Annotated in this window: 14 protein-coding genes and 1 pseudogene; 1 reads left to right on the top strand and 14 read right to left on the bottom strand. The window is 38.4% G+C overall.

Annotated features, from left to right (window positions below; genetic code table 11):
* Positions 1-62: 62 nt before the first annotated feature.
* The 11 genes from F0161_RS04925 to F0161_RS04875 form a co-directional block, all read right to left on the bottom strand.
* The gene (locus tag F0161_RS04925; protein ID WP_150203895.1) at positions 63-887 is read right to left on the bottom strand and encodes an alpha/beta hydrolase; all 825 of its coding nucleotides are present in this window, start codon (positions 885-887) and stop codon (positions 63-65) included.
* On the bottom strand, positions 877-2,112 hold the full coding sequence (locus tag F0161_RS04920) for a PTS sugar transporter subunit IIC (RefSeq protein ID WP_150203894.1): 1,236 nt from the start codon (positions 2,110-2,112) through the stop codon (positions 877-879). The genes F0161_RS04925 and F0161_RS04920 overlap by 11 nt, the downstream gene beginning before the upstream one ends.
* A gap of 14 nt (positions 2,113-2,126) precedes the next feature.
* Entirely contained in the window at positions 2,127-3,176 is a 1,050-nt protein-coding gene (locus tag F0161_RS04915; protein ID WP_150203893.1) for a serine hydrolase domain-containing protein, read from the bottom strand.
* A gap of 12 nt (positions 3,177-3,188) precedes the next feature.
* Entirely contained in the window at positions 3,189-4,439 is a 1,251-nt protein-coding gene (dltD, locus tag F0161_RS04910; protein WP_150203892.1) for a D-alanyl-lipoteichoic acid biosynthesis protein DltD, read from the bottom strand.
* On the bottom strand, positions 4,436-4,669 hold the full coding sequence (dltC, locus tag F0161_RS04905) for a D-alanine--poly(phosphoribitol) ligase subunit DltC (RefSeq protein ID WP_137602126.1): 234 nt from the start codon (positions 4,667-4,669) through the stop codon (positions 4,436-4,438). Before dltC ends, dltD begins: the two co-directional genes overlap by 4 nt.
* A 21-nt stretch (positions 4,670-4,690) precedes the next feature.
* Positions 4,691-5,896, bottom strand: coding sequence for a D-alanyl-lipoteichoic acid biosynthesis protein DltB (dltB, locus tag F0161_RS04900; RefSeq protein ID WP_150203891.1), 1,206 nt, complete (start codon positions 5,894-5,896; stop codon positions 4,691-4,693).
* Between the two features lies 1 nt (position 5,897).
* A complete protein-coding gene (gene dltA, locus F0161_RS04895; RefSeq protein ID WP_137602128.1) occupies positions 5,898-7,424 on the bottom strand; it encodes a D-alanine--poly(phosphoribitol) ligase subunit DltA in 1,527 nt (508 codons plus the stop codon).
* 16 nt (positions 7,425-7,440) lie between these two features.
* Positions 7,441-7,569 carry a teichoic acid D-Ala incorporation-associated protein DltX gene (locus tag F0161_RS04890; protein ID WP_371858083.1) on the bottom strand — a complete coding sequence of 43 codons (129 nt, stop codon included), beginning with the start codon at positions 7,567-7,569 and terminating at the stop codon, positions 7,441-7,443.
* Positions 7,570-7,690: 121 nt separating this feature from the next.
* Positions 7,691-9,100, bottom strand: a complete 1,410-nt coding sequence (locus F0161_RS04885) for a sensor histidine kinase (RefSeq protein ID WP_150203890.1) — start codon at positions 9,098-9,100, stop codon at positions 7,691-7,693.
* Entirely contained in the window at positions 9,078-9,776 is a 699-nt protein-coding gene (locus F0161_RS04880) for a response regulator transcription factor (RefSeq protein ID WP_137602140.1), read from the bottom strand. Before F0161_RS04880 ends, F0161_RS04885 begins: the two co-directional genes overlap by 23 nt.
* Before the next feature lie 242 nt (positions 9,777-10,018).
* Positions 10,019-10,489 carry a MarR family transcriptional regulator gene (locus F0161_RS04875; protein WP_150203889.1) on the bottom strand — a complete coding sequence of 157 codons (471 nt, stop codon included), beginning with the start codon at positions 10,487-10,489 and terminating at the stop codon, positions 10,019-10,021.
* A gap of 89 nt (positions 10,490-10,578) precedes the next feature.
* On the opposite strand from F0161_RS04875, the pseudogene F0161_RS04870 reads away from it, so the two are divergent.
* A pseudogene (locus tag F0161_RS04870) lies at positions 10,579-11,171 on the top strand (NAD(P)H-dependent oxidoreductase).
* A gap of 244 nt (positions 11,172-11,415) precedes the next feature.
* Here F0161_RS04870 and F0161_RS04865 read toward each other — a convergent pair.
* From F0161_RS04865 to F0161_RS04855, 3 genes are all read right to left on the bottom strand, one after another.
* The gene (locus tag F0161_RS04865) at positions 11,416-12,060 is read right to left on the bottom strand and encodes an NAD(P)H-binding protein (RefSeq protein ID WP_150203888.1); all 645 of its coding nucleotides are present in this window, start codon (positions 12,058-12,060) and stop codon (positions 11,416-11,418) included.
* Between the two features lie 15 nt (positions 12,061-12,075).
* Positions 12,076-12,909: an aldo/keto reductase gene (locus F0161_RS04860; protein ID WP_150203887.1), complete on the bottom strand. Its 834-nt coding sequence runs from the start codon at positions 12,907-12,909 to the stop codon at positions 12,076-12,078.
* 207 nt (positions 12,910-13,116) lie between these two features.
* On the bottom strand, positions 13,117-14,139 hold the full coding sequence (locus tag F0161_RS04855) for a YeiH family protein (protein ID WP_150203886.1): 1,023 nt from the start codon (positions 14,137-14,139) through the stop codon (positions 13,117-13,119).
* Positions 14,140-14,239: the final 100 nt, after the last annotated feature.

Here is a 14,239-nt window from a genome sequence, read left to right as displayed (position 1 = left end):
AATGTCGTTTTTTATCTGTCTAATTAGTCTAACATATTGGGACCCATTTTCAAGTTACCGGCTTATCGATTGTTTAAATTGCCTGGTTTCAACATAAAACGTCTAATTAAACTAATCGTTTGCTTATTTTCTGGTAAATCTGAATGTGCGGAATCAGTCCCTGTCACAATCATTTCCGTGTAAAGATTGGCTTGATTTTGATAAATGTACTTACCACTGTCGACACTGGTAAATGGGACAATTCCATCCCCTGCATACGACTGGGTCCCCGCCACTGAATACATTTTCAATGTCTTTGGAATTTTTTTACGATCTGCAATCAAGTCTTTCAGCATCGTTGTTTTTTCACTTGAAGTATTTTCCAAATTAAATGGGGTCCCAATCGTCATCAGCTTATCAATCGAGTTAGTCGACGTCATATACTTTTCCAAAAAGATGGTTAAAACTAAGCCACCATTGGAGTGTCCAATCCCCGAAAACTGATTGAAGTGATATCGTTTCGATAACGCCGTATAAGCAATACTAAACCATTTTGCCTGCTTTTTGATATTTTCATAACCATCTTGATTATTTTGAAAACCCACGACAATATATGGTCGCTTGTCACTTTGCCGAATTCGACCCGAATAATGGAGCGAATCATCTTTATTCACACGCACCTTCAGCAAACTGTGCGTTTCATTTTTCGAATCTAACGATTGGATTAATGAATCAAACCGATTTTCATCGGCAGAGCTTCCGGGTACCAAGATAATCGGATCGATCGCTGACGGTACTTTGGCACGCATCAGTTTCACATTGGCATTTTGCTGACTAATGCCAAATCCTGCCATCGCCACAAACCCCACCAAGACCAGCCAGCCAAACATAATTTTTTTAAATTTCATGGCGACTCACCTGCAATTCCTGATCTGAAATTTTGATAAATGGCATGTAGATGAGTACTGAAATCACCAAGTTAAACAGTCCAACACAAAGGGCTAACCAATTTCCATTCGTACTAAAATAACCTTGTAATAGCCCTGGCGCGGAAAGTGAGACTGGATAAACCGAACTCGGTAACCAACCTAACAAAATTAAAATCCCAGGAATTAAACTGGTAACTGCCGAGGAAATCATCATTGGTACCAACAAAATGAGATTAAATAGGATTGGATAATTCGTCAGTAATGGTGCGTTTAGATTAAACAAAGTCGGAATCGTCGTCCATTTTAAATTACGAATATCGTGCCGGTGACGGTTAATAATCCAGACTGCAATCACCAACGGTAACAACATCCCAATTCCACCTTGCGTCGCATACGTATCAAATAGTGCATGAATATTGATTGGTGCTGGCACTGAATACACACTGTGCCCTTCCAATACATAGTTCAAATTTTTGGTTGCGGCATGACTAAATTCAGCCCCCGACATGGGTAATAACGACTCTACTCCAAAAATTAACATCACACAATTAAGCATTGCTAAGATTGGAATGGCGATAATACTCCAATTTTGCATTCCGTCAATTAGGCCGTACAATTCGCCAATCAATAATTCAGTCCAATCATTTCTGGTCATGATAAATAATACCAGTAGGATTAACAGAGTAACGCCAACCCGCCAAGCTAATTGCCAGGTTAGTGATTGCGAGAACTGCTCATACATTCGGCCGACCAAGTAACCCACGATGGCGGCAATTAACAAATTACGTAAATTAATCGCATTGTAGCCATTCAGCAAGATATTTTGGTTGATTTTACCGGTCATTACATCTCCCGGAAAGAGAAAAATGATCGTCATAATTCCACTAATATAGCCGGCTAATGAATTTTCAACGTTTTCTTTGGAACCCATCGAATACGCGACTGAAATTACCAAAATGGTACAGATTATCATCGCCAAGCTATTAGTTGCCGCATGAATGGCAGAATAAAATGGCAACCATTTGTTGATCCCGAAAATTTCCTTCAAAAATCCATGGCAATCTAGTACAACAAAATTAATCACTGAAATAACACTAGCTACTAAAATTTGCTGATTTAATAGTCGGAAAGTTTGCTGTAATCGTTGAACAAAATCCGCCGCCATGATCTTACGACTTAACCTAACGTATCTTCCCCCATCCATCACGTCATCCCCAATCATTTCAAAATTTCTCGATCAATTTTATCACCTAACGTACTAATCGACATCTTCGGAAACTCATAGTTGCTTAAAATGATGACCGCATCTTGGCCATCTTTACTAATGCGAATCGTACTTTCAAAGCCATAACCCGCCCCGTTACTTTTATAACGACCCGGACGATTATACAAGCCACCACCATAACCACTGAGTGAACCCTTAGAATATAATATTGGTACATTTTTCTTCTTGATGACCTTCCCACGCATAATGCCATGTACCACGTGATACAAGTCACCCACACTCATATACAGTTGCCCAGTACCTAATTCATCTCGTTCCAACGCTTTACTCCGAGCATATGGTTGCCCATATGAAATTCCCGTTGCATTTTTTGGAACTTGATAACCAATTGTTTTATTCCATGAATTTGGCAATTCATAGGCAAATTTAGTGTGCTTCAATTTGAATCTTTGAATGATTTGTTGATGCACCAAATGGTGATAAGTTTGGTGGGAAACTTTTTCCAAAATTCCGGCAAGGAGGACAAAGTTGACTGGCTGATAATCCCATTTGCCTTGATTCGCTTGGTTATAGGTCATGACAGAAATGTCGTGCCGGATAATGCCATTATCGTCCGTCAAAAAATTGAACATATCCGACTCTTTCATCGACAAGCCTGATGTCATATTAAGCATTTGTCGAATCGTGATGTGTCTGCCACCTTTAGCACTGGGAAAGTACCGATCTAGTGTGTCTGTTAATTTCAAATGGTGTTTTTCGACTTGTTGCATAATTAGCACACCAGTAATCAATTTTTGAATCGAATCAATCTCATACATTGTATTTAACTGATTTTTAATTCGCTTTGGTTCATTCGCGTAACCTTCACTCACGTGTTCCGCCAATTTCCCATTTCGATAAATTGCCAATGTCCCAATAAATTGTTGATTAGTGATTCGTTGAATTTTTTGAGTATTAGTCGCCGCTTCAACTAAACCCACTGGAACATTAACGACCAGTATTGCCAGTAAAACTATCAAATATTTTTTAACATGTTTAGCCATCCTATTCACCGACTATTCTGCTTGCTGCCACTGGTTTGAGATGAATCTGCTCTGAATTTGATACTTTGGTTGAGCTTGTTTCTGTTCCAAAAATGGAGCTACTTTTTGATTCATCGCTAACCAACCGTTCCAGCCTAAATGAATCGTATCTTCCATGAAATATTTTTTCCCACCATCAGCACTCAAATCAACCACGTGATTGAAGCCTTGAGAACTCAATTGATACTTAATTTTTTGATCAGCTTTTTGGTACATTTCATCAGATAAGCCGGTATATTGAACCCATTTTTGATTTACGGGTGTGATGACAAAGATTGGATCCACGTGCCATTTGGCAAATTGCGCTAAGATTAATTCAAAATCAGCATACTCTGGAGACTGCAAATAATTAATTTCTGTCTGCGAACCCTCTAATTTTTCTAACTTGTGGCCTTTAGCTAACCGTTTTTTGAAAAATGAGTTACTGATGCCAAATGGATTATCATTAGACTGTTGAGCTGCCAAATGATTAGCCGTTTTTGTTAATTTAGCAAAATCGTATTGTTTTGGCAATTTAGCTTGATCACGACTAATCTTGGCTTCGTTTTTGCCTGACACAAAGGCAGAGAATAATTTATCTTCTGCGGTTAAACCTGATTCGCTCATATTTAACTGCATTTTTTGCATCGCCGTTACTTTTTTACCGTCCGCTAAATTTTCCAATGATTGATGAATTGCACCAGAATTGCCACTCACATTCATAGCGAGAATTCGTTTCGCCGTGTAACGCGTCATAGAACTGTTTGTGGCACTCTTAATCCATTTAATTGTGCCAATTGGTGAATTGTAAAAATTATAGGCCTGTGGAACTTGACCTTGTTTCGTAAACCATTGTGGTGAAATGATGAACACTACTTTTTTGTTCTTAATTTGTGACTTCATACCTTGCATTTGCATTAAATGTGATAACGATTGAGTCCCTGGATTCCCCAACAAAAATGGCCGATAATTGCGATGATACTTTTGGGCCATTGAAGCTGGATGAAATGGATCCATTCTTGATAATTCAGATGAACCAAAGAATGGGACATAACCATCTTTTAACGCAGCAGATTTAATCACACTACCTTTATACACATTTGATGATAAGGAAACCGCCGCTCGCTTTTCAGTTGCTTTATTTACGCTGACAAATTGATTAGCTGCAAAAAAAGCTATGAACACCAGCAGACCAGCGGTAATAATTGGTCCAAAAATATTCCAAAGCTTCTTTTTTACACTCATTGTAATGATTCCACCCTTTGAATAATTTTATTAGCGGTATTCCAGTCATCTCGATTGAATTCTGAAATTGGCACATCAATCCCAAACTTTTCTTGTAACTCCAGTAGTAATTCCACCGTTGCCATTGAGTCGACTAGGCCAGAGGTGAAAATATCTTCGTCCATATCCTTGCTAAAATCTGTTTCGGTGATGCCATTTAATATATCTAAAACAATTTCGTTTACATTCATTTGAATAACTTCCTTTTTTATTTATTTAAACCAGAGGGTGTTCAAGAACCCTGAGAAGATGAGAAAACTGAAGCAGACAACGTTGAAGGTGGTGAAAATCGCCAGTCCTTCCGTCCATCGATTGTGTGGGACGTTGTGAGTCTTTTTGAAACGTAGCCAATAATCGTTGATGATAATGGCAACAGCATGGAAGGCCCCATACAACACGTAATACCAGGTCACACCATGCCAAAATCCCATAATCAAGAAATTGGCTAAGTAAGCGACTTGCGAAATCCGCAATTTATTTTTGATTAGTTTGTGTTTCATTAAGAAAAATGTGAAACGCATAAAGACATAGTCACGGAACCAAAACGAGAGTGACATGTGCCAACGATTCCAAAAATCTTTGACGTTATGCGATTTGAATGGTTGATTAAAGTTCATTGGACTTTCAATCCCCATTAAGTAGCTAATCGCAATTGCAAACAAACTGTATCCGGCGAAGTCAAAGAATAAATACATACTATAGGTGTACATATATTCCACTAATGGCCACGATAAGCCGGTGTGAAAGAACGCCATTTTATGTGCTAACGCTGCATGCGACACGATTGGTAGTAAAATTTTACCGAAGAAATACCCAAGAATAAACTTGTATAAAAAGCCTAAAAACAGATATTTGACTGCCTTATCAATCATACAGAGATATTTCTCGCGGTCTGGTGCAGTCTGATAATCCTTTTTAAATCTTCTAAACCGATCAATTGGCCCAGAAGAGATGGTTGGGAAAAACAGTAAGAATCTGACAAATAATACCGGTTCAAATTCCTTAATCGCCCCATCACGCATTTCCATCACCATCTGAACCGTTTTAAAGGTCAGGTAGCTGATTCCTAAGAATCCGATGATGGAAGAATTTGTTGAAAATAACGGCGTCAATTTCACCACTACTAACGGTGCAATCGCCAGCAGAACCGCTGCGACAAATACCGAAGTTTGATTTTGCTTGGATCGATACTTGGAGTAACTAAAGATCACCAGTAGTTCAAACAAGACGTACCCTATCAAAGCCACTCCTTGTTGCCATTTATCGCCACCGAAAGTTAGCACTAAAAATACCAGTGAAAAAAGAGTCTCATAATTTACCAATCGTTTGCCATAAAAGAGACCAATGATAATCGGTAACAGTAAACCGAGAATTAAAACAAAATACTCGGGACTCTCATATGGTTGTATATTAATCAAACTATTCAACCTCCCTCATCAATGCTTTAATATCGATTTTGCCGTTCATGGTCATTGGCAAAGTATCGACGTAAATAAATTTCTGAGGAATCATGTAGGACATCATTTGTTGTTCTAATTCCCGTTTCAGTTCATTAGTAATTTTTAAATTGAGCCCTCCGGATTCAAAATCGCGATAGAGTAAGCTAGCCAAATTTAATTCCACATACGCAGACAATGAAGCCACTTTACCGGACTTATCAGTGACTGGGACCGCCACAGCCCGGCTGATATTTTCGTTTAAATTCAGATAATGATTAACTTCTTCCAATTCAATTCGATAACCATGCATTTTAATTTGAAAATCTTTCCGTCCAACGTAAAACATCATGCCATCTTCTGCACGGTAACCTAAGTCACCAGTCCGATACGTAGCTTGCTGGTCTAAAACAAAGGCCTGTTTCGTTTTAACTGGATCATTAATGTACCCTTTTGATACAGAAGGGCCACTCAAAATAATTTCACCGGTTTGTTGATTGCCTTGTTCAAATTCAATCCAGCCTAACGTGTCACTTTTAAGATAGCCAATTGGTAAGCGTTGATACTCACTTAAGACCTCGTCCGTAATTTCAATGGCGGTCACGGCAACAGTGGCCTCGGTTGGGCCATAAGTATTAAAGATGTGTGCTTCAGGAAAGCGCGATTTTAATTTACTGGCCACGTCATTGGTCAATTCTTCACCACAAAATAGGAAAGTTGTGAGTTCTGGATGGACTTGACCGTTAAAATTACGATCTAATAAAGCCATTTCGACAAAAGACGGGGTTGAAACCCATACATCAACTGTTAAGTCAGATAAACTTTGAAATAAGCTTTTGAAATCCTCAGTTTGGGCTCTGGGTAAAACTTGTAAGGTGCCACCTAGTAATAATGTTGGATACAAATCCATCACCGATAAATCAAATGAATATGGCGTTTGAGAAAGCATCGTGGCTCCTGGTTTGATACCAAAATCACTGAGCATCCAACTAGTGAAGCTTTGTAAATTGTCATGACTAATCTGGACTCCCTTTGGATTACCGGTGGTACCGGAAGTAAAGATGATATAAAAGGTGTCATCCCCATCCACAAATTGAGTTGGGTTAGCCACCAAATTAGTGTTTTGTACCAATATTTCTTGTAATTGTGATTCTGTGATTTTTTGCAACTGATTAATTTCAGGAGTTGCTCCTTCGACTTCAATAATTAACTCAGGGTGCGCAATCTCAGCGATTTGTTTAATCCGTTCATCCGGTGAATGCCGGTCAACTGGAATATACGCGTGCCCTGTCTTAACACTGGCCAAAAACGCTACCAGCATGTCAAACGTTTGCCCACCATACACGATGATTGGTGAGCCAGTCGTTAGTCCAAGTGACTGAATTTTTTCTGCTAATTGATTCGATAGATTGTGTAATTGACCATACGTATTCGTTTTGCCCAAGTAATCATAAACAACTTTATCTGGATGTTTACTTGCGAATTGATCAATTTGTTGTATTAAATTCATTGTTCATTCCCCCACGTTAAAATTCGTTATAGATAAATCCTGAATTATTGACTCCGCTATACCCATACATGTAAATCAGCACCATCATAATTAAGAAATAAAAGACTGACTTGAGTAAGAACCAGACAATCGGGTTTTGTTTCATTCGTTCCAAAATGTGCATTGTTTTCACCTCATAAAAAAGACACCCTACAAAGCTTTATGTCTATAGCTGTACTATAAACATTGCCATTGTAGGGTGCCATATATGTTTGCTGAGTAAAAGATTAGAATTTCTCAGAAATGTGTTTAGGAATCGTTAAGATAAATTTAGTCCCGTTTGGTTGGTTATTCGTCACCGTCAATTTGGCGTAGATTAATTCCGCCATCCGTGCCGTAATCGCAAGTCCTAGGCCGGTGCCTTCAATCTTTGCGTTACGGGCCGCTTCGCCACGATAAAAGCGATCAAAAATATGTTGCTTATCTTCTTCACTCATTCCAATGCCTTGGTCCGCGACACTGATTTGGATTTCGCTGTCTGTTTCGATTTGATTTATCTCAATAATCGAATCCTTGGGAGAATATTTTTGAGCATTATCAAGTAAAGTCACCAAAATTTGTTGCAAGCTATTCTTATTCGTGACCACTCTGGACGTTTCAACTCCCGATACTTGAATCGTTTGGTCAATTTGGCGACGCATCACCCCCGCCGTTTCATTAATGGTAGCTAACACATCCACGCCAGTAAAACTCAATTCAACTTTATCGACTTTTGATAAAGCCAACAAGCTTTCCACTAAGTTTTGCATTTTATCAGATTCTGCTTCGATATAATTCAAGGATTCTGGCACTACTTCAGGATGCTCGTCGGCTCGGCGCTGAATTAATTTCACATTGCCTTTAATGCCAGCAATTGGTGTCCGCAATTCATGCGACGCATCAGAAATAAACTGGCGATCACGTTTAATATTTTCATTGAGTTCATTTAATAATTTATTAAATTCAATCGTTAAATCGTGCACTTCTTTTGGATTATCGGCTACGGTTAAGTTCGATTGATACATCGCAGTTGGTGAATTAATAATTTGTTTAGTCTCGCTAACCAGCGATTTTAACGGTCGCGTTAATTTATTGGCTAATTTTGAAATAACGATTAACCCAAGCACAAAACTAAATAAATTAATCGACAAAATTACGATAAATAATTTTTTAAAGAGATTAATCACTCGATTCAAACTAATCCAGATTTGATATTTAATTTGACGTGGCTGGCCACTATCACTGGTAAAGTGGACGACACGATCAGCGTGATAATAAATTCCTTGATTCTCACGAACCTGCACATTCTTTAAAACCGGCCAACTCCGAAATGATTTGTACAAAAATTCTTCAGCGTTTTCCGAGTATTGTTTTTTGACCACTTTATTGTTATCTTTCGTGGTCACGGCAATAAAAGTATTCCGTGTATCCACGTCGTTATTGGCTTTCCAATATTTCCAATCAAATTGACCGTCGACGACTGAATTACTCAAGGAACCGATTAATTGATCACTGTTACTACGCGTATTGACGACAAACATCGAACCCACGACTGCCATCACGGCAAAACTGGTTATGATCGTAATAATAATCAGCATAATACCGTAATCCAAAGTCATTTGCGAGGCACTACTTCTACGCTTCATTTTTATTTTCATCAACTTTTAAAATATACCCGATTCCTCTCACCGTTTGAATCAGCGATTCATCATGTTTAATTTTTTGGCGTAAATAACGAATGTAAACATCTACAATATTGGGATCACCCTCAAAATTGACCCCCCACACCAAATCCAATAATTCGTCCCGGGTCATCACTTGATTTTCATTTTTAAGTAAAACGACTAAAAGATCGTATTCACGTGGCGTTAGTTTAATAATTTCTGCACCAAAATACAACGCTTTGGCTTTAACATCCAAAACGAATTTGCCAATTTGAAAATGATCTGGCGCGGTCTTGTGATTTTGTTCTTCACGACGTAAAATCACCCGAATACGGGCGAGTAATTCTTCAATCTCAAAGGGTTTCGTGATGTAATCTTCCGCCCCGTTATCTAAACCAGCGACCTTATCACCAATGTAATCTCGAGCGGTCATCATGATAATTGGAACTTGTTTAATCTTCAAAACTCGCCGCATGACACCTAGACCATCAATTTTGGGCAACATCCAATCAAGTAAAATTAAATTAATCTGATCTTGATTGGCTTGAAATTGTTGCAAGGCCTCCTCACCATCATTGGCGATTAAAACTTCATAATTTTCAAATTGTAATTCATTTTTTAGGTAGCCACTGAGACTTGCCTCATCCTCAACTAATAAAATCGTAACCATTTTCTGCGTGACCTTCCCTAACTTTTGTTCATTCATTTCGAATTGTAACAATCAGAATAAGTATCGTAAAGGAAACAGTCATACTGTAATGAAAAGTTATACAATTTATAAAAAAGTGGATAATACATGATCAGTGATTTTTAAGCTTTTAGAATAATCAGGCATCGGACGATATATTAAAATGAAATAGCATTAAAAAATACCGTTTGACGTCATATCAAGCTAATTGGTAAAGTCATCAGTTATTCACCGTGAATTTGATTATATTCGGTCAAAAATTGTAAGATAATCGCTTGCTCAGCTGACGAATATTTATCTGCCAATTGGTTTAATTTTTGGTGTAGTTTCTGATGATATTCTTGATGTAATTCAAATACTTCTCGCCCATCATCAGTTAATTGTAAATAAGTATCCTTCTTATTATTTGCCAGATGATATTTTTCAATCAAACTAAATCTTTCTAACCGTTTGATTATCTTCGACACGGCACCTTGGGTTAATTCAATCTCAGCGACTACCTCACCGATTTTTGGTTTATCAAGTTGACCAATTGCTCGAATCACATGGATATCATTAACACTAATTTCATCGATAAGCGCCTGTAGATGGATACTAACGGTTGGTGTCCGTCCAATCACTGCTAACAAATGAGTTTCTACATCTGTGGCTTTTAAAATTTCAAGCTGAGTTTGAATCTGATTTCCTTTTTTCATAATAAATTCCTTGGAATGTAAATTGACAAATTAATTTGTTAGTAATATTATATTCCACGGAATTAATAATTGAAAGAAGGAATTTAAAAATGAATTATGTAATAATCTTAGATCACCCCTACACATTAGCTGGCGGTCACAATGAACCACACAATCGAAGCTTTACTTCGGCTATTGCTCAATCAGCAATTGATACACTCACTGCCCAAGGACATCAAGTTGATGTGATTGACTTACATGCGGACCACTTTGATCCCGTGATGCACGCCGATGACTTACGTGCCTGGCGTACTAACAAATTTGTTGACCAACAATCATTCGATTATTTACAACGATTACGTGCCGCTGACGAAATCATCTTTGTCTTTCCAATTTGGTGGGAACTGATGCCTGCCATGACAAAAGGATTTTTGGATAAAGTACTCGCCAAAGGTCAAGTTACTCGCAAACCCAAACGGTTTATTTTAGAAAAAATCCAGTGATTCACGTCTTTACTGTGATGGGCACCCCAAAAATATTATATCGGTTAGTTTTTGGTAATCCCGTCATGAAAGCCTTATACCGTGGTACTTTCCGCAAGTTAAACCTTACTCACGTCAAATGGCATAACTTTACTGCTGAACATTTAAGTTCAGCCAAACGGACCGCTGTGTTGAATCACCTGGATCAATATTTAAAATAGGAAAAGTAATGTGACATAAGTCGTTCAGCTCTTGAGGATAGCTACGACGTCCATTGAACTACGGCAAAGTTCGCCAAGTTCCAATGGCAATTTCGAATGATGGATGATTTGATCTTAGAATCGTTCATCATTTGTAATTAAACGTAAAGAGTTGACTTATGAAACCAATTCTAAAAAATGTTCGTAAAAAAAGGGCTGTGATACAAAACGTAAATTTTGTCACAGACCCTTTGTACATATTGAATTAATAAAATGATGGTTTTGCCCAAGCAGTGTCAGGTTCACCAAGACCCACACTGGCCTTGTGATAATCGGCCTTGCCAGTAATTAAATCAGTAATAAACTGAGCGACCGCCTGGCGAGTAACTTGTGATTCTACTAAAGGTTCACCTTTTTGTGAAACATGCACATTAGTATTGCCATCTTGGTTGTACAACCAGGTAATCCGTAAAATGACATAGTCAAGCTTACTTGCTTCAACGACATCTGCAGCTTGACGACGTGGTCCCTCCCAAATCCGGTCACCAGTCATTTGGCGATACCATTTCGTAAATGGCCCACTGACTTCTTCATATAAATCAGGAATATTAGCCTGAATTAAACGTGCCTGACCATTGTCTTCAATCAACTTCACCAAGTCACGTACAAATTGCACATCTCGGGGAACAGTATTGACGTAAACAAAATCAACGTCTGCTAACGCAGCTTTAATTTTGTCTAATTCTGAATAATCACCGTCAATCAATGTCACTCGATCATCATTAATTCCGGATAAACGCGAGGAAACATTGCGTCCATACAAAACTAATTCCGAATCAGTTTGTTCTAATAAGTCATCCTCTAACATCCGTGAGATTTGACCGGCAGCACCTAAAATTAATGTTTTCATTGTATTTCCTTTCGTCTACATAAAATGATAACGAGCATCAGTATCTTGGATTGCATTGAGTTGCACCATATCGGCTGCTGAAATTTCAAAATCAAGTTGACCGTTGCTCTCAATATGTTCCTTACTCGTTGCTTTAGGAAGTGGTAAAACTCCATTTTGAATCACAAATTGAATCGCCAATTGTGGAAGTGTCACGTGGTAGTTGGCTGCCATTTTAGTTAACACCGGATTGCCTAATAAACCACCTGTGGCCAAGGGTGAATATGCTTCAATTAAAATATTCTCCTGTTTACCAAAGGCTGAGACTTTTGGTTGATTATAACCAACGTAATACTGAATCTGGTCAATCGCGGGCTTCACTGAGGCAACTTCTAAAATATTTTGTAAATCATGCACTCGGAAATTGGATACTCCAATCGCTTTCACACGACCCGAGTGATAGATTTCTTCCATTGCACGCCAAACATCTTGGTTTTCAGCATCATAATTAGCGCCATTTTCACGCCATGGCTCTGGTGCGTGAATCAAATATAAATCCAAATATTCAATATTTAAATTGTTAAAAGTAGTTTCGAAGTCGCGTAAGGCTTCCTCATAACTCTTCGACTCAGCTGGTAACTTGGAAGTCACAAATAATTGATCACGAGGAATCCCTGAATCACGAATACCTTGTCCAACTTGTTTTTCATTACCATAAACTAGCGCAGTATCAACATGTCGATATCCAACCGACAAAGCATCTAAAACAGCTTGTCGAGCTTTTCCCGCTGGAATCTGCCAAGTACCAAACCCAACCTTAAGAATTTTAGTCCCGTTATTTAGTTCAAAAGTGTCTGTTAATTTTGTCATTTTATACGCCTCCATGTCATGGTGCTCATTATACTTCTAAAAGTTTGAATTTTCACGAATTAACCACTCTCGTTTAGAGTTCATATTCTTTTGTACGAACATTATTATAGAACCGACATATGCACGAATCCAATACTTATTCATCTTGAATGCATGCCTCCAAGGCATAGAAAAAATCCCAGACTAGGTCGTCTGAGATTCGATTGTTTAAATATGCAAAATGGTAATGAATAATAGTGCAGCGACTGTTTGAACAACGCCAACTGATAGGCCATAAAGTAAGAATTTAGGTCCTTCTTTAATGAAACGGCGGAAATCTAACCGTAAGCCAATCGCAGCTAAAGCCGTGGTTTCAAACCAGGTACTGATACCGTGCGCTGCATTGTCAAAAACGCTGGGTAAATCTACAAAACTGTTTAAAATACAGAACACAAGAAAGGCCAGTACGTACCAAGGAATAAAGAATTTCTTTTGTTTCCCGGTTTGTTCAGTGTCTGGCGTTTGCTTCCGAACTTTGCGTCCAAAGAAATACACCACAAAAACTAAAAAGATAATCCGTGTAATTTTAAAAAGCATCGCATATTGGACGGTTTCAGCATTGACTAAACTCGCACCTGCAACTACTTGCCCAACTGATTGAAGCGTTCCACCAAGCAAGGCACTCTTACTAAGTAAATCACTGCCAAACAACGCAATCCCCAAGAATGGTAACGTTAGCATCATCACTGTTCCTTGCAAATTAACCAATGTGATGATCTGGCCCTTTTCATCTTCCTTTGCATGAATAACGGGGGCAATTGCACCAATCGCCGAGGAACCACAGACTGCATTCCCACCGGCCATCATCAGTGACATCTGTTCACTAAAGCCTAATTTTTTCCCCACTGTATAAGCGGTAAAAATCACCGTACACATCATCAAGATAATATAGGCAACTCCATTAATGCCCACCTCACCTAAGGTTTGGAACGTCACGGTAAATCCAAGTAAGACCACCGAGTATTCTAGTAAACGACTTTCGGAGAATTTCGTCCCCTTCGCTAAGAAGCCTTGTTTAAAGTACAGGTTACCTAGGACAATTCCTAATAAAATCGCAATGGTTGCGCCACCCAGTTGTGGTAACCAAATTGCCAACACTTTAGAAATAATTGCCACAATCACCGATAAAATTAACCCCGGTAAAACTTCGCGGATTTCGTTCCACGTCTCATAATTAAATATTTTATTCATCTCTGCCCCATCCTCTCTTACGAAAACTATTATACGTTAAACTTTCAATAGTTTTAATTAATTGATATAATAGTTACGATAGAAAATAGTAATAGAAGGT

Source organism: Paucilactobacillus nenjiangensis, assembly GCF_008632615.1.
In the GTDB taxonomy this organism is placed as follows: Bacteria; Bacillota; Bacilli; order Lactobacillales; family Lactobacillaceae; genus Paucilactobacillus; species Paucilactobacillus nenjiangensis.
The sequence above is the reverse complement of the archived record's forward strand: the minus strand, read 5'-3'. Positions and strand labels throughout refer to the sequence as shown.